At 63.6% G+C, this 22,633-nt stretch carries 19 protein-coding genes; 10 read left to right on the top strand and 9 right to left on the bottom strand.

Annotated elements, in window-relative coordinates; translation table 11 throughout:
* The first annotated feature begins 8 nt into the window (after positions 1-8).
* The gene (locus E8E68_RS01420; protein WP_266030831.1) at positions 9-308 is read left to right on the top strand and encodes a PilZ domain-containing protein; all 300 of its coding nucleotides are present in this window, start codon (positions 9-11) and stop codon (positions 306-308) included.
* A gap of 33 nt (positions 309-341) precedes the next feature.
* Here E8E68_RS01420 and E8E68_RS01415 read toward each other — a convergent pair whose 3' ends face one another.
* A complete protein-coding gene (locus E8E68_RS01415; protein WP_110748563.1) occupies positions 342-1,049 on the bottom strand; it encodes a VacJ family lipoprotein in 708 nt (235 codons plus the stop codon).
* 200 nt (positions 1,050-1,249) lie between these two features.
* On the opposite strand from E8E68_RS01415, the gene E8E68_RS01410 reads away from it, so the two are divergent.
* Positions 1,250-1,816, top strand: coding sequence for a phosphonoacetaldehyde phosphonohydrolase-related protein (locus tag E8E68_RS01410; RefSeq protein ID WP_266030832.1), 567 nt, complete (start codon positions 1,250-1,252; stop codon positions 1,814-1,816).
* A 122-nt stretch (positions 1,817-1,938) separates the two neighbouring features.
* Positions 1,939-2,202, top strand: a complete 264-nt coding sequence (locus tag E8E68_RS01405) for a DUF4404 family protein (protein WP_019471256.1) — start codon at positions 1,939-1,941, stop codon at positions 2,200-2,202.
* A gap of 58 nt (positions 2,203-2,260) precedes the next feature.
* Here the strand turns inward: E8E68_RS01405 and queF are convergent, their stop codons facing one another.
* Positions 2,261-3,091 (bottom strand): NADPH-dependent 7-cyano-7-deazaguanine reductase QueF, encoded by an 831-nt coding sequence (gene queF, locus E8E68_RS01400; RefSeq protein WP_266030833.1) that lies wholly within the window; start codon positions 3,089-3,091, stop codon positions 2,261-2,263.
* A 68-nt stretch (positions 3,092-3,159) separates the two neighbouring features.
* Positions 3,160-3,687 (bottom strand): cupredoxin family protein, encoded by a 528-nt coding sequence (locus tag E8E68_RS01395; protein ID WP_280339292.1) that lies wholly within the window; start codon positions 3,685-3,687, stop codon positions 3,160-3,162.
* A gap of 159 nt (positions 3,688-3,846) precedes the next feature.
* Here E8E68_RS01395 and cinR point away from each other — a divergent pair, with 159 nt between their 5' ends.
* Together cinR and E8E68_RS01385 are read left to right on the top strand one after the other, a co-directional pair.
* The gene (gene cinR, locus E8E68_RS01390) at positions 3,847-4,527 is read left to right on the top strand and encodes a two-component system response regulator CinR (RefSeq protein WP_266030836.1); all 681 of its coding nucleotides are present in this window, start codon (positions 3,847-3,849) and stop codon (positions 4,525-4,527) included.
* Positions 4,524-5,876: a heavy metal sensor histidine kinase gene (locus tag E8E68_RS01385; protein ID WP_280339290.1), complete on the top strand. Its 1,353-nt coding sequence runs from the start codon at positions 4,524-4,526 to the stop codon at positions 5,874-5,876. The genes cinR and E8E68_RS01385 overlap by 4 nt, the downstream gene beginning before the upstream one ends.
* Positions 5,877-5,961: 85 nt before the next feature.
* Here the strand turns inward: E8E68_RS01385 and E8E68_RS01380 are convergent, their stop codons facing one another.
* The 3 genes from E8E68_RS01380 to E8E68_RS01370 form a co-directional block, all read right to left on the bottom strand.
* Positions 5,962-7,203, bottom strand: coding sequence for a lipoprotein-releasing ABC transporter permease subunit (locus E8E68_RS01380; protein WP_266030838.1), 1,242 nt, complete (start codon positions 7,201-7,203; stop codon positions 5,962-5,964).
* A 61-nt stretch (positions 7,204-7,264) separates the two neighbouring features.
* Positions 7,265-7,948, bottom strand: a complete 684-nt coding sequence (gene lolD / locus E8E68_RS01375) for a lipoprotein-releasing ABC transporter ATP-binding protein LolD (protein ID WP_266030839.1) — start codon at positions 7,946-7,948, stop codon at positions 7,265-7,267.
* A gap of 7 nt (positions 7,949-7,955) precedes the next feature.
* Positions 7,956-9,206 carry a lipoprotein-releasing ABC transporter permease subunit gene (locus tag E8E68_RS01370; RefSeq protein WP_266030840.1) on the bottom strand — a complete coding sequence of 417 codons (1,251 nt, stop codon included), beginning with the start codon at positions 9,204-9,206 and terminating at the stop codon, positions 7,956-7,958.
* 93 nt (positions 9,207-9,299) lie between these two features.
* On the opposite strand from E8E68_RS01370, the gene E8E68_RS01365 reads away from it, so the two are divergent.
* Both E8E68_RS01365 and E8E68_RS01360 read left to right on the top strand, forming a co-directional pair.
* Entirely contained in the window at positions 9,300-9,884 is a 585-nt protein-coding gene (locus E8E68_RS01365; protein WP_266030842.1) for a PilZ domain-containing protein, read from the top strand.
* Between the two features lie 31 nt (positions 9,885-9,915).
* A complete protein-coding gene (locus tag E8E68_RS01360; protein WP_266030843.1) occupies positions 9,916-10,638 on the top strand; it encodes a glycerophosphodiester phosphodiesterase in 723 nt (240 codons plus the stop codon).
* Positions 10,639-10,680: 42 nt separating this feature from the next.
* Here E8E68_RS01360 and sthA read toward each other — a convergent pair whose 3' ends face one another.
* The 3 genes from sthA to E8E68_RS01345 all read right to left on the bottom strand — a co-directional run bounded on the left by sthA (position 10,681) and on the right by E8E68_RS01345 (position 14,899).
* Entirely contained in the window at positions 10,681-12,075 is a 1,395-nt protein-coding gene (gene sthA / locus E8E68_RS01355; protein ID WP_110745786.1) for a Si-specific NAD(P)(+) transhydrogenase, read from the bottom strand.
* A gap of 204 nt (positions 12,076-12,279) precedes the next feature.
* On the bottom strand, positions 12,280-13,278 hold the full coding sequence (locus E8E68_RS01350) for an FAD:protein FMN transferase (RefSeq protein ID WP_266030846.1): 999 nt from the start codon (positions 13,276-13,278) through the stop codon (positions 12,280-12,282).
* A gap of 157 nt (positions 13,279-13,435) precedes the next feature.
* A complete protein-coding gene (locus E8E68_RS01345) occupies positions 13,436-14,899 on the bottom strand; it encodes a glyceraldehyde-3-phosphate dehydrogenase (protein ID WP_201206559.1) in 1,464 nt (487 codons plus the stop codon).
* Between the two features lie 167 nt (positions 14,900-15,066).
* On the opposite strand from E8E68_RS01345, the gene mfd reads away from it, so the two are divergent.
* The 3 genes from mfd to E8E68_RS01330 are packed head-to-tail and all read left to right on the top strand — an operon-like array spanning position 15,067 to position 22,420.
* A complete protein-coding gene (mfd, locus tag E8E68_RS01340) occupies positions 15,067-18,516 on the top strand; it encodes a transcription-repair coupling factor (RefSeq protein ID WP_280339282.1) in 3,450 nt (1,149 codons plus the stop codon).
* A 9-nt stretch (positions 18,517-18,525) separates the two neighbouring features.
* Positions 18,526-19,098: a CsiV family protein gene (locus tag E8E68_RS01335; RefSeq protein WP_266030851.1), complete on the top strand. Its 573-nt coding sequence runs from the start codon at positions 18,526-18,528 to the stop codon at positions 19,096-19,098.
* Between the two features lie 4 nt (positions 19,099-19,102).
* The gene (locus E8E68_RS01330; RefSeq protein WP_266030853.1) at positions 19,103-22,420 is read left to right on the top strand and encodes a DEAD/DEAH box helicase; all 3,318 of its coding nucleotides are present in this window, start codon (positions 19,103-19,105) and stop codon (positions 22,418-22,420) included.
* Positions 22,421-22,633 lie beyond the last annotated feature (213 nt).

Genomic DNA, 22,633 nt, shown 5'->3' with positions numbered 1-22,633 from the left:
GATGCAGCATGCCCCACACGCCCTCCAGTCACAGCGAGAAACGCGATTTCATCCGCATGCGCATAGACACCGAGGTCAGCCTGTTGCACGCAGACCAGGTGATTGCGGCGGTATGCCTGGACCTGTCCAGCGGCGGCATGCAGGTGCAGGCGCAGGCGCGTTTTCAGGTAGGGGACCGGATCGAGGTGCAGATCGACTCCGACCACCCGGCACTGAAGGGGCTGCATGCCAGCACCGAAGTGGTCTGGATTGCCGACCAGCCAGGCGGGCAGCAGAAATTCGGGCTACGGATTCTGGCGATGCATTGAAGCAGGGGCCGCATGCGGCCCCTGATGGATGAATCAGAAGTCGTCTTCGACTTCGCCATCCTTGACCTTGAATTCGCGGTTCTGCAGGTAGGCGTTGCGGATGAAGATGTATTTGTCACCCTGAATCAGCTTTTCGGCCGACAACAGGCTGGCCCGGGTATCGACTATGTCCAGGGCAAAGATCGAGTTACGGGTCGGTACGTGGTCGATGTAGCGGTAGGGCTTGGTGTAGCCGTCCGGGTACTTGGCCACGCCGTCACGCACGGTGCTTGGGCCCAACAACGGAATGACCACGTACGGGCCGCTGGGCACACCCCAGTAGCCCAGGGTCTGGCCGAAGTCCTCGTCATTGCGCTGCAGGCCCATCTTGGTGCCCACATCGAAGAAACCACCCAGGCCGAAGGTGGTGTTGACGATCAGCCGCGCAGTATCCACACCCGCCGCATGGGGCTTGAGCTGCAGCACGTCGTTGGCCAGGTTGGTCACGTCACCCAGGTTGCGGAAGATGTTGTGGATGCCATCTTCGAGGAACTGCGGGGTAACAGCTTGGTAACCCTTGGCCAATGGCTTGAGCGCATAGGTGTCGAGGGTATCGTTGAAGCGGAAGATCGGGCGGTTGACCGCTTCCCAGGGATCTTCCTCGGTGGCAGCCTGGGTGGCTGCCACGGGCGCCAGCAACATGCTGGCGCAGACACAGGCCTGGGTGACTCGTTCGAGCACACTGGCACCGATCCTACGCATAGATGTTTCTCCATCGAAATTCTCGGCCGCAAGCGCAACGGGTCGCGCTGCCGTACGGCGGCAGTATAGAGCCTTGCGGGCTGATAATCAGCTTTACACACGTTTGCTCAATATTTTGTGAACAACTGTTGCACGATTGGCAGTGTCACAGCACCGTAACAATCACCGAATAGCCTGCCGTCTATTTGGGGGAAGTTGCCATGGACGCTGCACCCGCCTTCACTGCTGTGTTGTTCGGCTTGCGTGGCTGCCTGGTGCAGGCCGCCACGGGTGGCGCCCCCTCGCCCGCCCCCGGCGCCCTGGCCACCCTCGCCAGCCTGCGCCAGCGCCAGGTGCCATGCATCTGGCTGGATGACCTGAACAGCACGCAAAGCAAGCGCCTGGCCCATGTGCTGCCAGCCTGGCTGCCCGGCCACTCGGTCAATGGCGTCCGCTGGCCGGCACCAAACGCCTGCTGGCAGGCATTGATGAGCCTTGACAGCGAACGCCTCGATGGCTGCGTGCTGGTCAGCGGCGACCCGAGTCTGCTGCAGTCAGGCCTCAACGCAGGCTTATGGACAGTGGGGCTGGCCGCCTGCAGCCCGTTTTGCGACCGCACTTCCCAGCAATGGCAAGCCCTGAGCCCCCAGGAACAGGACCTTGCCCGTGGCAAGGCGACCCTGGAGCTGTTCAGCCTGGGCGTGCACTCGGTAATCGACCATCTGGAAGCACTGGACACCTGCCTGCAGGACATCGCCCTGCGCCGGCGCAAAGGTGAAAAACCCTGAAACAGCAGCCTTGACGCGGATCATGCAAAGCAACGTCAGGTGGATTACGCTGAACACAGGCCAGAACCTTTGCCGCTTCGCTGAGGTCCATGGCTAGCCAAGCCATTGATGGAGAAATGCCAATGCCTGCCCGCGAATTGCAAGAGCGCCTGAACAGCTTGCGCGAGCAACTGGACCGCAACGTACCGCTTTCGGAAGACGAACTGGCTGCGCTGCACGAAGAAGCGCGCCAGATCGAAGCGCAACTGAAACTCGAGGAAGCCACACCGGACAATAACCTGGTGGATGGCGTGAACCTGGCCATCGAACGCTTCGAGGCCGACCACCCCGACCTCACCGCCACCCTGCGCAGCATTGCCAACTCGCTGCACAGCATGGGGATCTGAGGTGTCCGGTGCCCGCTGCGGGGGCGGGTAACCCCCCCCACAGCGGGCCACTGGCACCTTACTGCCGGACCAGCCGCTTGTTCTCCGGGTTGATCGCTCGGGTACTGCGGTACGGGTTGATATCCAGCCCGCCCCGGCGCACATACCGCGCATACACCGTCAGATGCTCCGGCTGCAGCAGGTTCTTCAAGTCCAGGTAAATGCGCTCTACACACTGCTCATGGAAGTCGGCATGCTGGCGGAAGCTGATCAGGTAGGTCAGCAGGCTGGCGTGGTCCAGCGCCCTGCCCTTGTACTCGACCACTACGCTGCCCCAGTCCGGCTGGCCGGTCACCGGGCAGTTGGACTTCAGCAGGTGGCTGTGCAAAGTTTCTTCCACCACTCGCTCCGGGTTGCAGCGCAGCAGCTCTGGCTGCGGGTGCTCGTAGTTGCTGATGGCAACGTCCAGCGCATCGATGCACAGCCCCGGCAAGGCCACCACGCCCTGGGCCTCGACCTCGGCCAAGGTACGCACCTTCACGCTAACCGGCTTGCCGGCGGCGGCAGACAGGTCCTTCTCCAGGCAGCCCTGCAATTCGCCCAGCGACGCGAACACTGTCTGGTTCAGCGAGTTGAGGTACAGCTTGAACGACTTGGACTCGATGATATTCGGCGAGTCGGCCGGGATGGCGAACTCGCCGATCGCCACCACCGGCTTGCCCGACGGCAGCAGCCAGCTGAGTTCGAAGCAGTTCCAGTAATCCACGCCCTGCCACGGCAAGGTCTGGGCAGTGACGCCCAGCTCGGCCCACTTGGCGGTACGCGGGATCGGGAACAGTTGCTCCGGGGAGTAGGTGGCAATGTATTCGCTGGATTTGCCCAGCGGCGAGTGTTCGGCAGCAGGATGCATGGAAACTGACCTAGAGGTTCGAAATTGCCCCTAGTCTACCGGTTTTGCACCCCGCCTTGCAGGGCCAGTCACTCGATGGTCAGCGCCCCGACCATGCCCGCCTGGTAATGCCCCGGCACGTTGCAGGCAAACTCGATGGGTGCCGACTTGCGGAAGCTCCAGGTCAGTTCGGCACGCTGGCCGGGCATGACCAACACGGTATTGCCGCCGCCGTGGCCATGGCCGCCGCCGTGAGCCATCGAGTGGCCGTGGCTCATCATCTGGCTGTGATCCATGCCTTCATGGTTCATGCCCTCGGTGAACATCTTGCCCTGCATGGCGACCATCTCCTTCTGGTGCTCGGCATGCATGGCCTTGTCGCCAAGGTTGAACTCGTGTGGCAGCTTGCCTTGGTTGACCAGCACGAAGCGCACCGTCTCGCCGGCTTTCACCTGCAGGCTTTTGGGCTCGAAGGCAATGTCCTTGAGCACCACATTGACCGTGCGGGTGGCCTTGGCGGCCGGCGCCGGCTCGCCGAAGGCGAAGGGTTGCGCCTCGCCGGCAAAGGTCGGCAGGCTGGCCAAGGCAAGGGTGGCGGCGACGAACAGGCGTTTCATGATGACTCCGGTAATACACAGCAGGATGACGCCACGTTAGTCAGCGGCGACTGGCAGCTACCTGACGGGAAGATTACAACTTTGTCAGCTTGGGCGAGCCGGCACTTCGTCACGTATCATTTCAACATCACTCGGTCCCTGTGGGAGTCAAGCCACCCAATGAAACTGCTGATCGTCGAAGACCAGGCCCGCACCGGCCAGTACCTGAGCCAGGGCCTGAGCGAAGCCGGCTTTGCCACCGAGCTGGCCACCGATGGCGAGACCGGCCAGTTCCTGGCCCTGACCGGCGACCACGACCTGCTGATCCTCGACGTGATGCTGCCCGGCCGAAACGGCTGGCAGATTCTCCAGGCCGTGCGCCAGGCCGGCCTGGACACGCCGGTACTGTTCCTGACCGCCCGCGACGCTGTCGAGGACCGCGTGCACGGCCTGGAACTGGGCGCCGACGATTACCTGGTCAAGCCGTTCGCCTTTTCCGAACTGCTGGCCCGGGTACGCAGCCTGCTACGCCGGGGCTCCAGCCCCAGCCTGGACACCCTCCTGAGCTTGGCCGACCTGCGCCTGGACCTTATCCGCCGCCGCGCCGAACGCGCAGGCAGCCGCATCGACCTGACCGCCAAGGAGTTCGCCCTGCTCGAACTGCTACTGCGCCGCCAGGGCGAAGTGTTGCCAAAATCGCTGATCGCCTCGCAGGTCTGGGACATGAACTTCGACAGCGATACCAACGTGATCGAGGTAGCGATCCGCCGCCTTCGCCTGAAAATCGACGACCCGCACCCCACCAAGCTGATCCACACCGTACGCGGCATGGGCTATGTCATGGAAGAGCGCCCCGAATGATGCGCAGGGTTTCCCTCGGCACTCGTCTGGCACTGCTGTTCGCCGCCTGCACCGCCGCCGTTTCGCTAGGCGCCGGCCTGTTGTTCAGCCAGGCCAGCGAGCAGCACTTCGTCGAACTTGACCAACAACTGCTGGACTCGCGGCTTTCACTGTTGCGCACGCAACTGGCTGGCATTTCCAACCCAACCGAGCTGCAGGTACGCCTCCCCGCCTTACGCGATGAGCTGAGCCACCAGGCTGACCTGGCCGTGCGCATCAGCGGCAACGACGGTACCACCTGGTTCGAAAGCCGCGCTGGGCTGCCACCGGCACCGCTCCGCGCCGGGCTGGCCACCCTGCATGCACACGGCACCGACTACCGCAGCCTGGCCGTACACCTGGCTCAAGGCGCGGCACAGTCGCCGCAGCTGACGTTGTACCTCGACATCACCCACCACCAGCACTTCCTGCAGGGCATGCAACGCCTGATCTGGCTGACTGTCGGTCTTTCAGCGCTGGTCACCGCGCTGCTCGGCGCTTGGGCGGTACGCCGCGGCCTGCGCCCGCTACGGCAGATGGGCCAGGTGGCCGCCAGCGTGTCGGCGCGCTCACTCACCACACGCCTGCCAGTGGCACAGATGCCCGAGGAGCTGGCCGAGCTGGCCACCAGCATGAATGCCATGCTGCAGCGCCTGGACGATGCCTTCCAGCGCCTGTCGGCGTTTTCCGCCGACATTGCCCACGAACTGCGCACGCCGCTGTCGAACTTGCTGACCCATACCCAGGTCACCCTCACCCGCCCACGTAGCCTCGAGGAGTATCGCGAAGCACTGCATGGCAACCTGGAAGAACTGCAGTGGATGGCGCAGATGATCAACGACATGCTGTTCCTGGCCAAGGCCGACCACGGCTTGCTAGTACCTGGCCAAGCACCTTTGGCGCTGCATGAGGAGGTGGATGCCCTGCTGGAGTACTACGCGCCGCTGGCCGAAGACAGCCATGTCCAAATGCTGCGCGAGGGTGAAGCCGTGTTGCTGGGCGACCGGCATATGCTGCGCCGGGCGCTGTCCAACCTGCTGGATAACGCCCTGCGCTTTACCCCGACGGGCGGGCAAATAAGGGTCACGCTGAAGCCTGGGCCAAGCATCAGCGTGGCCAATACCGGGCCGCCCATCGCGCCAGCTGCTTTGCCGCGGCTGTTCGACCGCTTCTACCGCGTGGACCCTGCGCGGCGCGAAGGCAGTAGCGAGCATGCGGGGTTGGGCTTGGCGATTACCCGCTCGATCGTGCAGGCCCATGGCGGATGCATTCGAGCGGAGTGCGACGGTGGGTGGACCCGATTCATGATCGAGTTCGCTCAAGATCGGTAAAAGTGGGGCTGCCCGGCAGCCCATCGTCGGCAAACCCCACCACAGGGCCGCAAGCCCAGAGCCCGCGCCGTAGCTGTGGTCTACCTCAAACCGCCAGGCCAATCGCCGGCTGCACCTGCGACGCCCGATAAGCCGGGTAAATGGTCGCGAGGAAGCTCATCACCAGCCCTGCCGTGCAGATCATCGCCACATCACCCCACTGCAACTGCGACGGCAAGCTGCTGACGAAGTACACATCCGAAGTGAAGATATGCTGCCCGCTCACCCGCTCCAGCCAGCCGACGATCTGGCTGACATTGAACGCCGCAATCACCCCCAGCACGCCACCAATCAGCGTGCCGACAATACCGATCAAGCTGCCCTGGACCATGAAGGTACCCATGATCTGCGCCGGCGTGGCGCCCAGGGTGCGCAAAATGGCAATGTCCGGCCCCTTGTCGTTCACCACCATCACCAGGGTGGCGATGATGTTGAACGCCGCCACCGCGATGATCATCATCAACAGCAGGCCGATCATGGTCTTTTCCATCTTCATCGCACTGAACAGGCTGCCCTGGGTGTGCGACCAGTCATCGGCGCGGAACGCGTCGCCCAAACCGGCGGCGATAGCCTTGGACACCTGCGGCGCGGCGTACAGGTCGTGCAACTTGAGGCGCACGCCCTGCACCTGGCCTGGCGCCCAGCGCTGCATCTCGGCGGCATCGGCCACATGGATATAGGCCTGCGAACCGTCCAGTTCGGCGCCCACCTTGAAGATACCCACCACTGTCAGGCGCTGCATGCGCGGGGTGATACCACCCGGCTCCTTGCTGATTTCCGGAACGATCAGGGTCAGCTTGTCGCCGGTGTTCAGGCGAAAACGCCGAGCCGTCAGCTCGCCGATGACCACGCCGAACTCACCCGGCTGCAGGTCCTGCAGACGGCCCTGGACGATGTGCTGGCCGACAATCGAAACCTTGCCTTCCTCGGCGGGGTCGATACCGCCCACCTGAATAGGCTGCATCGCGCCCTTGTACGAGAGCATGCCTTCCATCTCGGTAATGGGCGCCGCAGCCATTACCGCCGGGTTCTGCAGGGCCGCGTCAGCCACCTTGTGCCAGTCGTCCAGCGGCTGCACGCCAAGGATGGCGGCGTGCGGCACCAGGCCAAGAATGCGCGAGCTCATTTCACGCTGGAAGCCGTTCATGACCGACAGCACCACGATCATCGCCAGCACGCCCAGCGACAGGCCGATCATCGAGGTCATCGAAATGAACGAAATGAAGTGGTTGCGGCGCTTGGCTCGGGTGTAGCGCGCGCCGATGAAAATGGGCAAGGGTCTGAACATGTACGGAATCACCCAGTAAAAACAGGAAAACGGGGCAGCACGTGCCACCCCGGGCAGTCGATCAGATAGCCACCAGGTGGCCGTCGTCGAGCTTCAATACACGGTCCATCTGCCGCGCCAGGTTCAGGTCGTGGGTGACCACCAGGAACGCCGTGCGCGAGGAACTGGACAGCTCCTGCATCAGCTCCTGGATGCCTTGGGCGGTATGGTGATCGAGGTTGCCGGTCGGCTCGTCGAGCATCACCAGGCCGGGGCGGTTGACCAGTGCCCGGGCAATCGCCACGCGCTGACGCTCGCCGCCGGAAAGCTCGGCCGGCTTGTGATTCAGCCGGTGGCCCAGCCCCACGCGCTTGAGCAGCGCCTGGGCACGCTCACGCGCCTCGGGAATGGGCGTGCGGCCGATCAGCAGGGGCATGCACACGTTCTCGATGGCGGTGAATTCCGGCAGCAGGTGGTGGAACTGGTAGACAAAGCCCAGCTCACGGTTGCGCAGCAGGCCACGGGCACGCTCGCCCAGCGCCGACAGCTCTTCGCCGGCCAGCCAGACACTGCCCTGCGTCGGCCGATCGAGGCCGCCCAGCAGGTTGAGCAAGGTGCTCTTGCCGGAGCCTGAGCTACCGACGATCGCTACGCGCTCACCGGCGTGCAGTTCAAGGTTGAGGCCGGCCAGTACCTGGACCGACTCCGGGCCCTCGTCGTAGGACTTGCCCAGGTTGCGGCAACTCAGAACGGCTTTATCACTCATGCGCGACTCACTCATAACGTAGCGCCTCTGCAGGCTGGGTGCGCGCCGCACGCCAGGCCGGGTACAGGGTGGCGAAGAAACTCAGGACCAGCGCCGCTCCACAGACCATGTACACGTCTTGTGCCTGGATCTGCGACGGCAGGTAATCGATGAAATACACGTCGGCGTTGAGGAACTTGTGCCCGATCAGTGTCTCGATGCCGGCAATTGCGGCACTGACATTCAGCGCCGCAAGAATGCCGACCACCGCGCCGATCAGGGTACCGATCACCCCGATCACCGTGCCCTGCACCATGAAGATGAGCATGATCTGCCCGGGCGTGGCGCCCAGGGTGCGCAAGATCGCGATGTCGCCACGCTTGTCGTTGACCACCATCACCAGGGTGGAAATGATGTTGAACGCCGCCACCGCCACGATCAGCAGCAACAACAGACCGATCATGGCCTTTTCCATGCGGATTGCCTGGTACAGGTTGCCGTGGGTACGGGTCCAGTCACGGCTGTAGTACTCCTGGTCACCCAACTGCTGGGCGATGCTCCAGGCCACTCGCGGGGCCTGGAACAGGTCGTCGAACTTCAGGCGCAGGCCCTGCACCTGGTCGGGTTTCCAGCGGTGCAGGCGGGACAGGTCGCTGATGTTGGTCAGCCCCAGGTAGCCGTCGATCTCGCCTGCACCCACGTGGAAGGTACCGACCACGGTGAAGCGCTTCATGCGCGGGAACATGCCGGCCGGCGTCACGCTGACCTCGGGGGCGACGAAGGTGAGCTTGTCACCAATGGCCACGCCCAGCTTGGCCGCCGCCTTGTCGCCGATCATGATCCCCCACTCGCCCGGCGCCAGCTGGTCCAGGCGGCCCTGCAGAATGAAGTTGTCGATGATCGACACCTCGCGTTCGCGGGCCGGGTCGATGCCGTTGAGCAGTACTTTCTGCACCTTGCCGTCATGGGTCAGCAGGCCCTGCATCTGGGTGAACGGCGCAACCGCCAGCACCTGCGGATTCTGCTTTACTTGTTGGGCAAGGGCCTGCCAGTCGCCAATGGGCTGGCCGCTCTCCAGCGTGGCATGGGGGATCATGCCCAGCACGCGAGTACGCATCTCGTGGTCGAAGCCGTTCATGACCGACAGCACCACGATCATCACCACCACGCCCAGGGCGAGGCCGATCATCGAGGTCAGGGAAATGAACGAGACGAAATGATTGCGTCGTTTGGCACGGGTATAACGCGTGCCGATAAATGCGAAAAGAGGTCTGAACATGTCGGGGCTTGTTCGGATGAAAGGGAACGTCCTTGTGGCGAGGCGCCTACGGCGGCTTTACACTCGGACCACCGCCGCCACCTTGGGTTCGCCATGACGACATTAGACGAAGAAGATCGCCGCGAATACTACCGCATCGAAGATCGGATCGCACTTCAAATAAGCCCCCTCAGCGCGGCCGAAGCCCTTGAGCCAGATGTATTGCAAGATGATTCCCCGCTGTTCAACCTGCTCAGCGAGCTGCACCTGTCCGACTTCGAGTCGCAGCACCTGCTGCGCCAGCTCAGCGACAAGGACCGTACCCTCGCGGCCTTCCTGCGTGCGCAGAACAAACGCCTCGACCTGCTCAGCACAGTCGTTGCGCAATCGCTGCTCGGCGAAGTGGGCAAGCCCCAGCCGGTGATCATCTCCGAAGGCGGCATCGAGTTTGCCCAGCCCACGCAAATCGCCCCGGACACCCGGGTAAAAGTGAAAATGGTGCTGATGCCGCGCGCCCATGGCCTGCTGCTGCGCGGTAAGGTCACCCATTGCGACCCGCGCCCGGACGGCGGCTACGAGGTTGGCACCGAGTTCATCGACATGACCGACGCCCAACGGCAACTGCTGGCCCGCTACATTCTGCAGCGTCAGCAACAGCAACGGCGTCAGCAGCTGGAACAGAACGACCCCTCCTCTTGAGCCCATATTTCTCTGATTTGAAGGAACGAACGTGACCCTGATCTACGGCCATCGCGGCGCCAAGGGCGAAGCACCCGAGAACACCCTGAAGAGCTTCCAGCAATGCCTGGCCCACGGCGTGACGCGCTGCGAGCTGGACCTGCACCTGTCATCCGACAACGAGCTGATGGTGATCCACGACCCCACCCTCAAGCGCACCACTGGCCGGCGCGGCAAAGTGGTCGAGCACCCGGCCGCCGAGCTGGTGAAGATCGACGCACGCAAAGGCGGGCCGGGCCATGTACAGCCCTGCCCGATCCCGAAACTGGAAGAACTGTTCGAGAAATGCCCGTTCGAACACTGGCAGCTGGAAGTGAAAAGCGCTTCGCGCACCCGCGCCGCCACCACGGTGCTGGCGATTCGCGAACTGGCCCAGCAGTACGGCTTGCTGGACAAGGTGACGATCACCTCCAGCTCACGCGAAGTACTGGGTGCCGCCCTGGAGCTGGTGCCGGACGTGAAACGCGGGCTGGTAGCCGAATACGCCTGGCTCGACCCGCTGAAAGTGGCGCAGAACTACGGCTGCGACCTTCTGGCCCTGAACTGGACGCTGTGCACCCCCGAGCGCCTGCTGAAAGCGCAGGGCCAGGGTTTGCACGTGTCGGTGTGGACGGTCAACGAGCCGGCACTGATGCGCCGGCTTGCTGACTTTGGCGTGGACAGCCTGATTACAGACTTTCCCGGTTTGGCCAAGACCACCCTCGGGCAGGGTTGAAATCGGCCTCTCCGACCGGCTCAGGCCACCGGTCGGAGCCGCTCAAAAAAGCCGGTTCAGGCCGTCGTAGGCAGCTACCCGATAGGCTTCAGCCATGGTCGGGTAGTTGAACGTGGTATTGACGAAGTACTTCAGGTTGTTCTGCTCACCCGGCTGGTTCATGACCGCCTGCCCGATGTGAACGATCTCCGACGCCTGATAGCCAAAGCAGTGCACGCCCAGCACTTCCAGCGTCTCGCGATGGAACAGGATCTTCAGCATGCCTTGGGGCTCGCCGGCGATCTGCGCACGCGCCATGCTCTTGAAGAAGGCCTTGCCCACTTCGTATGGCACCTTGGCCTGGGTCAGCTCCTGCTCGTTCTTGCCGATCGAGCTGATTTCCGGAATGGTGTAGATGCCAGTGGGCACGTCGTTGACGAAGCGCCAGCTGCCATTGTCGACGATGCTGCCAGCAGCCGAGCGGCCCTGGTCGTGGGCGGCACTGGCCAGGCTCGGCCAGCCGATCACGTCACCGGCACCGTAGATGTTCGGCACGCTGGTGCGGTAGGCCTCGTCAACTTCGATCTGGCCACGGCTGTTCACCTTGATGCCGATGTTTTCCAGGCCCAGCTTGTCGGTGTTGCCGGTACGGCCGTTGCACCACAGCAAGGCGTCGGCCTTGATCTTCTTGCCCGACTTCAGGTGCAGGATCACCCCATTGTCCAGGCCTTCGACGCGCTCATACTCTTCGTTGTGGCGCACGGTGATGTTGTTGTTGCTGAAGTGGTAGCTCAGCGCCTGGGAAATTTCCGAATCGAGGAAGCTCAGCAGCTGGCCACGGTTATCGACCAGCTCCACCAGCACACCCAGGCCGCTGAAGATCGACGCGTATTCGCAACCGATCACACCGGCGCCGTACACGATGAGCTTGCGCGGGGTGTGGCTGAGGCTGAGGATGGTGTCGCTGTCGTAGACCCGCGGGTGGTGGAAGTCGATGTCGGCCGGGCGGTACGGGCGCGAGCCGGTAGCGATGATGATGTGCTTGGCGTTGAGTTTTTCGACCACGCCATTCGGGCACACGACTTCTACAGTCTGCTCGTCGGCGAAGCTGCCGGTGCCGAAGAACAGGTCAACGCGGTTCCGGGCGTAGTAGCCGGTGCGCGAAGCCACTTGCTTGGCGATGACCTTCTCGGCGCTTTTCAGCACGTCCGGGAACGAGAACCAGCGCGGCTCACCGATGGCGCGGAACATCGGGTTGGTGTTGAACTGCATGATCTGCCGCACCGAGTGACGCAGTGCCTTGGACGGGATGGTGCCCAGATGGGTGCAGTTGCCCCCGACCTGGCGACGGCTATCGACCATCGCCACCTTGCGCCCTGCTTTGGCGGCGTTCATTGCCGCGCCTTCACCGGCCGGGCCGGAACCCAGCACCACTACGTCGTAGTTGTAGACAGCCATGCGTACTCCTTCAGAACTGGCCCGCAAGCCACGGTCGCTCGCGGGGCGCGATCATGCCGCCGGGGCGTCATGAGAAAATTCGGGTGCAGTCTAATCAAGCGTGAACGCCGCGCACATTAACCCTTGGTCGCGTCGTAGGCCAATTTCGCCCGCACTACATATGCTTTACCCATTCCCTGGCGGCAATCATCCCTGCTTGTGCTTTCACTCGCCTTTCACCGCCCGTTCGAACGCAGGCGTAGCTCGGGAGACGAAGCCACCCTCTGCCCGAGTCACCAAAACTGCGGCCAGGCCATGCGCCAAGGCAAAATCCCAGCCACGCTCGGGGCCCAGGATCAGCAGCAGCGTCGAGTAGCCGTCGGCCTGCAGTGCCGAGGCATCAAGCACGGTGACGGCAGCAAGGTCGTGGTCGACCGGGCGCCCGAGGCGGGCATCGAAGGTGTGCGAATAGCGCCGGCCATTCTCCTCGAAATAATGCCGATAGTCACCCGAGGTTGATACTGAAAGGCCATTGACCGGGATGATCTGGCGAGCGATCTGGCGGTCTTCGCGCGGCAGCTCCAGGGCAATGCGCCAAGCGCTGCCATCGGGCTTGCGGCCAACCGCTTTCAGCTCGCCGGTGGCTTCGGCGACAAAACTGGCCACGCCCATGGCCTGCAGCCGGGCGGCGATCAGGTCGACCGCGTGGCCGGCGGCGACACTGTTGAAGTCGAGCTGCACCGGGGCATCCTTGCACAGAGCCTGGCCTTCGGTGTGCAAATGCCGATAGCCCACGCGCTGCCGAACCTGGGCCAAGGCCTGCGCGTCGGGCACCTGCTCGTGGCGGGCCTGGGGGCCAAAGCCCCACAGGTCGAGCAACGGCTCGACGGTAAGATCGTAAGCACCGTCGCTTTGTTCGGCCAGGTGCAGGCCGAAGTTGACCAGCTCGAGCATGTTGGGCGGCAGGGCCAGGCACTGGTTGGCAGGCAACTGGTTGAATTGGCTGACGATAGAATCGCCGCGGTAGGTCGAATAGTGCCGGTCGATTTCATCAAGGATGGTTTCGACCGCTGCCTGCACCTGGGCCGGCGCCGGGCCACCGGGTTCACGGACATACTGAATGCTGTAGCTACTGCCCATGGTCGGCCCACCCAGGCGCTCCAGGGTGGGGCCTTGATTGCAGGCGGTGAGCAGCAGGAGGAGGAACAGTATGGCTGTGCGCAAGGTTCGGTTCCTGGGTGCTTGGCTTGGGCTTTGTGGTATGGCGCATATCGAGCGCCGCACGGGCGGCGCTCGATCTCATAGGCACCACACACCCCACGGCAAGCAAAAAAAAACGGAAACCCGAAGGTTCCCGTTTTTTTATTGCCTTACAAGCGAATCAGCGTGGAAACGCTGGCGGGTTCACACCGGCCATGTCTTCCATCACGCGAACCACCTGGCAGCTGTAACCGAACTCGTTGTCGTACCAGACGTACAGAACAACGCGGTTGTCGTTGGCGATGGTCGCTTCAGCGTCAACCACACCGGCATGGCGCGAGCCGACGAAGTCGGTCGAAACCACTTCCTGGGAAGCGACGTAGTCGATCTGCTTGTGCAGCTCCGAGTGCATCGCGGTCTGGCGCAGGTACTCGTTGATCTCGTCGCGAGTAGTGGCCTTTTCCAGGTTCAGGTTGAGGATGGCCATCGATACGTTCGGCGTCGGTACGCGAATGGCGTTACCGGTCAGCTTGCCCTTCAGCACTGGCAGTGCCTTGGCGGCAGCGGTAGCGGCGCCGGTTTCGGTGATGACCATGTTCAGCGGTGCGGCACGGCCACGGCGGCTGCCCTTGTGGAAGTTGTCGATCAGGTTCTGGTCGTTGGTGAACGAGTGAACGGTTTCGACGTGGCCGTTGACGATGCCGTACTGGTCGTTGATGGCCTTGAGCACCGGCACGATGGCGTTGGTGGTGCAGGAAGCCGCCGAGATGATCTTGTCATCGGCAGCGATGTCGCCGTGGTTGATACCGTGCACGATGTTCTTCAGCGCGCCCTTGCCAGGTGCGGTGAGGATCACGCGGGCAGCGCCCGGGCAGGCCAGGTGCTGGCCCAGGCCGTCGGCATCACGCCATACGCCGGTGTTGTCGACGATCAGCGCGTTTTCGATACCGTACTGGGTGTAGTCGACTTCGCTCGGGCTCTTGGCGTAGATAACCTGGATCAGGTTGCCGTTGGCGGTGATGGTGTTGTTGGCTTCGTCGATGGTGATGGTGCCATCGAATGGACCGTGTACCGAGTCACGACGCAGCAGGCTGGCACGCTTGACCAGGTCGTTCTCGGCGCCTTTGCGCACGACGATGGCACGCAGGCGCAGGCCGTCGCCACCACCGGTCTTCTCGATCAGGATGCGCGCCAGCAGGCGGCCGATGCGGCCAAAGCCGTACAACACGACGTCGGTGCCTTTGCGCGCCGAAGCGTTCTGCTGGCCAACCACTTCGGCCAGTTCTTCACGGACGAACTGCTCGGCAGTGCGGCCATTGCCTTCCTGCTTGAACTTGTTGGCCAGCTTGCCCAGGTCGACCGAAGCGGCGCCCAGTTTCAGCTCGCTCATGGCCTTGAGCAGGGGGAATGTCTCGTGGACGGACAGCTCGGTTTCGTCGGTTTGACGGTGACGCGCAAAGCGGTGCGCCTTGAGGATCGAGATAACCGAACGGTTGATCAGGCTGCGGCCATAGATCGAGCTCACCACATTGTTGTTGCGGTAGAGCTGACCGATAAGCGGGATCATCGCTTCAGCCAGGGCTTCACGATCAATCCACTCACCAAGACACTGGTCGGGCTTCTGAGTCACGGGAACCTTCCACATGTAGGGACAGAAAAAAGGGGCTACATTATGACGCCCCAGCGCGGAACCGGCAATGAGCGCCTGTCGCGGCGACGCAAGCCAGCGTTCATGCCCTATCGAGCCTGACAGCCGGCACCGTCACCGGTACAATCGGTCTCTTTGCCGCAACGCTTGGAGTGCAATCTCCCGTGTCAGTTCTGCGCCTACCGCAAATGTCGGCCACGGCCGGCAAACAAACCTGGGGCAACCTGCCCGGTGCCGCCCTTAGCCTGGCCATCGCCGAGGCCGCCAGCAGCGCTGGCCGCTTCACCCTGTTGCTGACAGCCGACAGCCAGGCCGCCGATCGCCTGGAACAGGAGCTGCGCTTCTTTGCTCCGGACCTGCCCGTGCTGCCGTTCCCGGATTGGGAAACCCTGCCCTACGACCTGTTCTCGCCGCACCAGGACATCATCTCCCAGCGCATCGCCAGCCTGTATCGCCTGCCGGAACTGAGCCACGGCATCCTCGTGGTACCCGTCACCACCGCCCTGCACCGCCTGGCACCCACGCGTTTCTTGCTGGGCAGCAGCCTGGTGCTGGATGTGGGCCAGACCATCGACGTGGAGCAGATGCGCACGCGCCTGGAGGCCAGCGGCTACCGTTGCGTCGATACCGTCTACGAGCACGGTGAATTCGCCGTGCGCGGCGCGCTGATCGACCTGTTCCCGATGGGCAGCAAGCTGCCCTACCGCATCGACCTGTTCGATGACGAAATCGAGACCCTGCGCACCTTCGACCCCGAGACCCAGCGCTCGATCGACAAGGTCGACTCCGTGCGCCTGCTGCCGGCGCGCGAGTTCCCGATGCAGAAAGAGGAGGTCACCCGTTTCAAGGCGCGCTTCCGCGAGCGGTTCGACGTCGACTTCCGCCGCAGCGCGATCTTCCAGGACCTGGCCAGTGGCATCATCCCCGCGGGTATCGAGTACTACCTGCCACTGTTCTTCGAAGAAACCTCGACCCTGTTCGACTACCTGCCGGCGGACACCCAGGTGTTCTCGCTGCCCGGTGTGGAGCAAGCCGCCGAGCACTTCTGGAACGACGTGCGCGGGCGCTACGAAGACCGCCGCGGCGATCTCAGCCGCCCGCTGCTGCCGCCGGCCGAGCTGTTCCTGCCGGTGGAGGACTGCTTTGCCCGGCTCAAGCAATGGCCGCGGGTAGTGGTCAGCAGCGAAGACCTGGACCCCGGCGCGGGCCGCGAGCGCTTCCCCGCCCGCGCCCTGCCCAACCTGGCTATCGAAGCCAAGGCCAACCAGCCGCTGGCCGAGCTGGCCAACTTCCTCGACCAGTTCCCCGGCCGCGTGCTGTTCACGGCCGAATCGGCGGGCCGCCGCGAAGTGCTGCTGGAGCTGCTTGAACGGCTGAAACTGCGCCCGCATACCGTAGACGGTTGGTACGACTTCGTTACCGGCAGCGAGCGCCTGGCAATCACCATCGCCCCATTGGACGAAGGCCTGCTGCTGGACGACCCAGGCCTGGCCCTGATCGCCGAAAGCCCGTTGTTCGGCCAGCGGGTGATGCAGCGCCGGCGCCGTGACAAACGTGGCGAAACTGCCAATGACGCGGTGATCAAGAACCTCACCGAACTGCGTGAAGGCGCACCGGTGGTGCACATCGACCATGGCGTAGGGCGCTACCTGGGCCTGGCCACGCTGGAAATCGACGGCCAGGCCGCCGAGTTCCTCACCCTGGAATACGCCGAGAACGCCAAGCTGTACGTGCCGGTGGCCAACCTGCACCTGATCGCCCGCTACACCGGCAGCGACGATGCCTTGGCACCGCTGCACCGACTGGGCTCGGAAGCCTGGCAGAAGGCCAAGCGCAAGGCCGCGGAACAGGTGCGCGACGTAGCGGCCGAGCTGCTCGACATCTATGCCCGCCGCGCGGCGCGCAAGGGTTACGCGTTTGCCGACCCGTCCGCCGACTACGCCACCTTCAGCGCCGGCTTCCCGTTCGAGGAAACCCCCGACCAACAAGCCGCCATCGAGGCCGTGCGTGCCGACATGCTGGCGCCCAAGCCGATGGACCGCCTGGTGTGCGGTGACGTCGGCTTCGGCAAGACCGAAGTGGCCATGCGCGCGGCGTTCATTGCCGTGCACAGCGGCCGTCAGGTCGCCGTACTGGTGCCCACGACCCTGCTTGCGCAGCAACACTACAACAGCTTCCGCGACCGCTTTGCCGACTGGCCGGTGACGGTGGAAGTGATGAGCCGATTCAAGTCAGCCAAGGAGGTGGCTGCCGCAGCGGCCGACCTGGCCGAAGGCAAGATCGACATCCTGATCGGCACCCACAAGCTGCTGCAGGACGATGTGCGCTTCAAGGACCTGGGCCTGGCCATCATCGACGAAGAGCACCGCTTCGGCGTACGCCAGAAGGAGCAATTGAAGGCCCTGCGCAGCGAGGTCGACATCCTTACCCTGACCGCCACGCCGATTCCGCGCACGCTGAACATGGCGGTAGCGGGCATGCGCGACCTGTCGATCATCGCCACACCGCCGGCACGCCGCCTGTCGGTGCGCACCTTCGTCATGGAGCAGAACAAGAGCACGGTCAAGGAGGCGCTGCTGCGCGAGCTGCTGCGCGGTGGCCAGGTGTACTACCTGCACAACGATGTGAAAACCATCGAGAAATGTGCCGCCGACCTTGCCGAGCTGGTGCCTGAGGCGCGTATCGGCATCGGCCACGGCCAGATGCGCGAGCGCGAACTGGAACAGGTGATGAGTGACTTCTACCACAAGCGCTTCAACGTGCTGGTAGCCTCGACCATCATCGAAACCGGTATCGACGTTCCCAGCGCCAACACCATCGTCATCGAGCGCGCCGACAAGTTCGGCCTGGCCCAGTTGCACCAGCTGCGCGGCCGGGTTGGCCGTAGCCACCACCAGGCCTACGCCTACCTGCTCACGCCCACCCGGCAGAAGGTCAGCGCCGACGCCGAAAAGCGCCTGGAGGCGATTGCCAACACCCAGGACCTTGGCGCCGGCTTCGTGCTGGCCACCAACGACCTGGAAATCCGCGGTGCCGGCGAGCTGCTGGGCGAAGGCCAGAGCGGGCAGATCCAGGCGGTGGGCTTCACCCTGTACATGGAAATGCTCGAACGCGCGGTCAAGGCGATCCGCAAGGGCACCCAGCCCAACCTCGAGCAGCCGCTGGGCGGTGGCCCGGAGATCAACCTGCGCCTGCCGGCGCTGATCCCCGAGGATTACCTGCCCGACGTGCATGCACGGCTGATCCTCTACAAACGCATTGCCTCGGCCGCCGACGAAGAGGGCCTGAAAGACTTGCAGGTCGAGATGATCGACCGGTTCGGCCTGCTCCCGGAGCCGACCAAGAACCTGATGCGCCTGACTTCGCTGAAACTGCACGCGGAAAAGCTCGGCATCAAGAAGGTCGATGCCGGCCCCAATGGCGGCAAGCTCGAGTTCGAGGCGGAGACCCCGGTCGACCCGCTGACCCTGATCAAGCTGATCCAGGGCCAGCCCAAGCGTTACAAGTTCGAAGGCGCGACCCAGTTCCGCTTCCTGGTGCCGATGGAACGCCCCGACGAACGATTCAATACCCTGGAGGCGCTGTTCGAGCGCCTGACCCCACAGCCTGCCTAAGGAAGATCCATGCGTGCCATCCGTTGCCTGACCCTGCTGCTGGCGCTGTTCGCCCCGGCCGCCTTCGCCGAAGGCTTGTATCAGGTAGAAATGATTCTGGTGCGGCAGAACAGCGTGCCCGCCTTCACCAGCCCGTTCGCCCCGGAAGACTGGAGCGCCGGCGCCCCGCGCCTGGAGAAGGACGCCGAACGCCGCCTTGGGCTGGAAGACGAAGTCACCCGGCTGGAGGCCACTGCCGACTACACCGTGCTGATGCACAAGGCCTGGCAGCAGCAGGTTGGCAGCGAACCCAGCCGCGTCGCCCTGGGCGAAGGCACCGAGCAGTTCGGACACTTCCCCATCGAAGGCAACCTGAGCATCGCCGAAGGCCGCTTCATAGCGGTCGAGGCCAACTTCTGGGTCAACCAGCTGGACGGTAACGGCAGCGTGCTGCAAAGCGAGCAGTTCAAGCAGAGCAACAGCAACGTCAAGGGCGGCCAGCTGACCTTCCTCGACGGCGGGCACCTGGCGGTACTGCTGAAGGTGACGCCACCGGGTACGCCGAAAATGCCAGTGATGGACCCGGAGATGATGGAGCAGTAAACGGATGACGCAAGATGCCGCCGCGCTGGTGAACACATACCCGAACTGGACCCAGTCGTTCAGCAAGGCAACCCTGCAACGCGGTGAGCACTATGCCGAGGAAGGCCGTGTCGAACTGGAGGGTATTTACCAACAGACGATTACAGCCAGTTGCCGCGGGAGCGGCGCCAACATCTACCAGCAAACCATCGACCTGCATGTAGCGGGCGGCCGCTGTCACGTGCAGGGCGAGTGCGATTGCCCTGTACGGCAGAACTGCAAGCACTGCGCCGCCGTCCTGTTCTGCATCAGCGACCCCAGCTCGGGCACTCAGGGGGCGCAGGCCACCCCAGGCAACTTGTCTGCCGAGTTGCAACACTGGCTGAGCGGCCTGGAACAGACGCCAGCCAAAGCCGGCACAGCCGACGACAAACGCGGGCGCATGGTGTGCTATCAGCTGCAACTGACCGATGATGCCGGCTGCTCGTTACTGGTTCGCAAGGGGACGCGCAGTGAAGACGGTATACGCTTCAGCCGCGTTCAGTCACTTTACGATTTTCTCTACGAGCCACCGCGCTTCGTAACCGAAGAAGATACCCGCATTCTGCGGTTGCTTTCGGCCCTGAATCAGGGGGGCGGCCAGGACCGCGGCTACAAACTCAAGGGGTTGGAAGGTGGCGAACTGTTCCAGCGCGCCCTTGAAACCGGGCGCATGTTCTTCGATGTCGACTTACCGCCACTTCGCGAGGGCCCGGTGCGCCATGCCGAGTTTCGCTGGGTACGCCTGGAAAACGGTAATTACAGGGGCCTGTGGTACAGCGGCGAGGAAGTGCTGCGCTGCGTGATCCCTCTGCTGCCGCTGTACTACTTCGATGCGCTGACAAGCGAAGTGGGCAAGGTCGAACACAGCCTTGAACCACACGTTGCCGTGCAACTGACCATCGCTCCCGATGTCCCGGAACACCTGGTCGTACCCCTCAGCCACAAACTCAATGCCCTGAGCCACAAGGTACCGACTCCCACACCGGTGCAGGAACAATTGCTCGAGGGTGTCCAGCCAAAGGCACTGCTTGCCCTTGGCAGCCTCGAATACACCGCTTACATGCCGAAAACCGGGCGCATGCAACGGCAAATGCAACATCGCGCGGCATTGGCGTTCGATTATGACGGCCTGCAAGCCAGCGGCAGCGATGACAAGCCATTGACCCGCCTGATGGGCAGTACCAGCCAGCGCATTCGTCGCCAGCCCCAGGCTGAACACGCGCTGCGCAAGACACTGCGCGACTTCGGTTTCAAGCCCGCCACCCGGCAGAGCAAGGCCCTGCCCGACAGTGCCGGCGAGATGTTTCAACTGACTGACGACGAAGCCTGGCTGCGTTTTGCCCGCGAAGGCCTGCCGCGCCTGCGTGAGGCCGGCTGGGCTATCGACATCCATCGTGACTTCGCCTTCAACCTGCAGGAGGTGGACGACTGGTACGCGACCATCGACGAAGCCCCCGGCCATGAATGGTTCGACCTGGAGCTGGGGATCGTGGTCGATGGCCAGCGCCACAGCCTGCTGCCGATCGTGCTACAACTGCTGCGCAGCAGCCCGGAACTGCTGCGCCCCAGTGAATTGGCCCGGCGCAGTGACGACGAGCACTTGCTGATCGACCTCAACCGCGGCCGCCTGGACGCCCCTGCCCTGCGCGTAGCCCTGCCCTATGGCCGCATCAAGGCAGTCATGGGCACCCTGGGCGAACTGTACCTGCACGAAGCCACGGCCGGCCCGAGCCTGCGCATGGAGCGCGCCGATGCTGCGCGCCTGAACGAAATAGAAGGCCTGCCCCTGCACTGGGAAGGTGGCGAGCATGTGCGCGACCTGGGCCGCCGCCTGCGTGACGCCCGCGACCTGCAAGTGGCGCCACCCGGCGGGTTGCAGGCCAGCTTGCGCCCTTACCAGCAACAGGGCCTGAACTGGCTGCAGGCCCTTCGCGAGATGGGCACCGGCGGCATCCTCGGCGACGACATGGGCCTGGGCAAGACCCTGCAGGCCTTGGCCCACCTGCTGCTGGAGAAAGAGTCAGGGCGCCTCGCCACGCCGGCGCTGGCAGTGATGCCGACCAGCCTGATCCCCAACTGGCTGGACGAAGCCCAACGCTTTGCCCCCGCCCTGCGCGTGCTGGCCCTGCACGGGCCGGGGCGCAGCAAGCACTTTGCCAAGCTGCATGAATACGATCTGGTCCTGACTACCTACGCGCTGATGCCGCGCGATCTCGAACACCTGCGCGCCCACGCCTGGCACGTACTGGTCCTGGACGAAGCGCAGAACATCAAGAGCAGCACCAGCAAGGCGGCCATCGCCATCTGCGAACTGCAGGCCACCCAGCGCGTCTGCCTGACCGGCACCCCGATGGAAAACAACCTGGGCGAGCTGTGGTCGATCTTTCACTTCCTGATGCCCGGCTGGCTGGGTGACCTCAAGCGTTTCAACCAGGACTACCGCACGCCGATCGAGCGCCATGCCGACAGTGAGCGCCTGGCCCACCTGGCCAGCCGCATCCGCCCGTTCCTGTTGCGCCGCACCAAGGAACAGGTGGCCACCGAACTGCCGGCCAAGACCGAGATGGTGCACTGGGTCGAACTCAGCGACGCCCAGCGCGACACCTATGAAGCCGTGCGGGTGGCCATGGACCAGAAGGTCCGCGACGAAATCGCCCGCAATGGCGCCGCGCGCAGCCAGATCGTCATCCTCGACGCACTCCTCAAGCTGCGCCAGGTCTGCTGCGACCTGCGCCTGGTCAAGGGCGTGGAAAGCAAGGGCAACCAGGCCGACAAGGGCAAGCTCGGCGCGCTGCTGGAAATGCTTGAAGAGCTGCTTAGCGAAGGCCGCCGGGTACTGCTGTTTTCGCAGTTCACTTCGATGCTGGCATTGATCGAGCAAGAGCTGGAAAAGCGCCAGATCCGCTACAGCCTGCTGACGGGCGACACCCGCGACCGACGTACACCGGTGCAGCAGTTCCAGCAGGGTGACAGCGAGGTGTTTTTGATCAGCCTCAAGGCCGGGGGCGTAGGCCTGAACCTGACGGCAGCGGACACGGTGATCCACTACGACCCATGGTGGAACCCGGCCAGCGAAAACCAGGCTACTGACCGCGCCTACCGCATTGGCCAGGACAAGCCGGTGTTCGTGTTCAAGCTCATCACCCGGGGCACGGTGGAAGAAAAGATCCAGTTGCTGCAGCAGGAAAAGGCAGCGCTGGCGGCCAGCTTGCTGGATGGCGGCCAGGCTGGGCAGTGGCGCATGGGGGATGAAGAGATCGAGGCCTTGTTTGCGCCATTGCCAGGCAAACGCGGGCGGTAATTCAGCCTTTTGCCCTGCCTATCCTGGCCTCTTCGCGGGCGAGCCCGCTCCCACAGGTACCCCGCAAGACTGAGGCTGATGCAGTACCTGGGAAACAACTGTTTTGCTCAATTTCTAGAATCTAGCGCAATCCCCTGTGGGAGCGGGCTAGTCCCGCGAACACGGGCGAAGCCCGTGCCATCCACCGTGTTGGATGCTTCGCGGGGCAAGCCC

The organism is Pseudomonas sp. BN607, assembly GCF_029871175.1.
In the GTDB taxonomy this organism is placed as follows: Bacteria; Pseudomonadota; Gammaproteobacteria; order Pseudomonadales; family Pseudomonadaceae; genus Aquipseudomonas.
This window is presented reverse-complemented; position numbering and strand designations above follow the sequence as displayed.

What these genes read in the sequence shown, in the direction of transcription:
- E8E68_RS01420 (WP_266030831.1), top strand. Translation starts at nt 9, where the DNA reads ATGCCCCACACGCCCTCCAGTCACAGCGAGAAACGCGATTTCATCCGC.
- E8E68_RS01415 (WP_110748563.1), bottom strand. Translation starts at nt 1,049, where the DNA reads ATGCGTAGGATCGGTGCCAGTGTGCTCGAACGAGTCACCCAGGCCTGT.
- E8E68_RS01410 (WP_266030832.1), top strand. Translation starts at nt 1,250, where the DNA reads ATGGACGCTGCACCCGCCTTCACTGCTGTGTTGTTCGGCTTGCGTGGC.
- E8E68_RS01405 (WP_019471256.1), top strand. Translation starts at nt 1,939, where the DNA reads ATGCCTGCCCGCGAATTGCAAGAGCGCCTGAACAGCTTGCGCGAGCAA.
- queF (WP_266030833.1), bottom strand. Translation starts at nt 3,091, where the DNA reads ATGCATCCTGCTGCCGAACACTCGCCGCTGGGCAAATCCAGCGAATAC.
- E8E68_RS01395 (WP_280339292.1), bottom strand. Translation starts at nt 3,687, where the DNA reads ATGAAACGCCTGTTCGTCGCCGCCACCCTTGCCTTGGCCAGCCTGCCG.
- cinR (WP_266030836.1), top strand. Translation starts at nt 3,847, where the DNA reads ATGAAACTGCTGATCGTCGAAGACCAGGCCCGCACCGGCCAGTACCTG.
- E8E68_RS01385 (WP_280339290.1), top strand. Translation starts at nt 4,524, where the DNA reads ATGATGCGCAGGGTTTCCCTCGGCACTCGTCTGGCACTGCTGTTCGCC.
- E8E68_RS01380 (WP_266030838.1), bottom strand. Translation starts at nt 7,203, where the DNA reads ATGTTCAGACCCTTGCCCATTTTCATCGGCGCGCGCTACACCCGAGCC.
- lolD (WP_266030839.1), bottom strand. Translation starts at nt 7,948, where the DNA reads ATGAGTGATAAAGCCGTTCTGAGTTGCCGCAACCTGGGCAAGTCCTAC.
- E8E68_RS01370 (WP_266030840.1), bottom strand. Translation starts at nt 9,206, where the DNA reads ATGTTCAGACCTCTTTTCGCATTTATCGGCACGCGTTATACCCGTGCC.
- E8E68_RS01365 (WP_266030842.1), top strand. Translation starts at nt 9,300, where the DNA reads ATGACGACATTAGACGAAGAAGATCGCCGCGAATACTACCGCATCGAA.
- sthA (WP_110745786.1), bottom strand. Translation starts at nt 12,075, where the DNA reads ATGGCTGTCTACAACTACGACGTAGTGGTGCTGGGTTCCGGCCCGGCC.
- E8E68_RS01345 (WP_201206559.1), bottom strand. Translation starts at nt 14,899, where the DNA reads ATGTGGAAGGTTCCCGTGACTCAGAAGCCCGACCAGTGTCTTGGTGAG.
- E8E68_RS01335 (WP_266030851.1), top strand. Translation starts at nt 18,526, where the DNA reads ATGCGTGCCATCCGTTGCCTGACCCTGCTGCTGGCGCTGTTCGCCCCG.
- E8E68_RS01330 (WP_266030853.1), top strand. Translation starts at nt 19,103, where the DNA reads ATGACGCAAGATGCCGCCGCGCTGGTGAACACATACCCGAACTGGACC.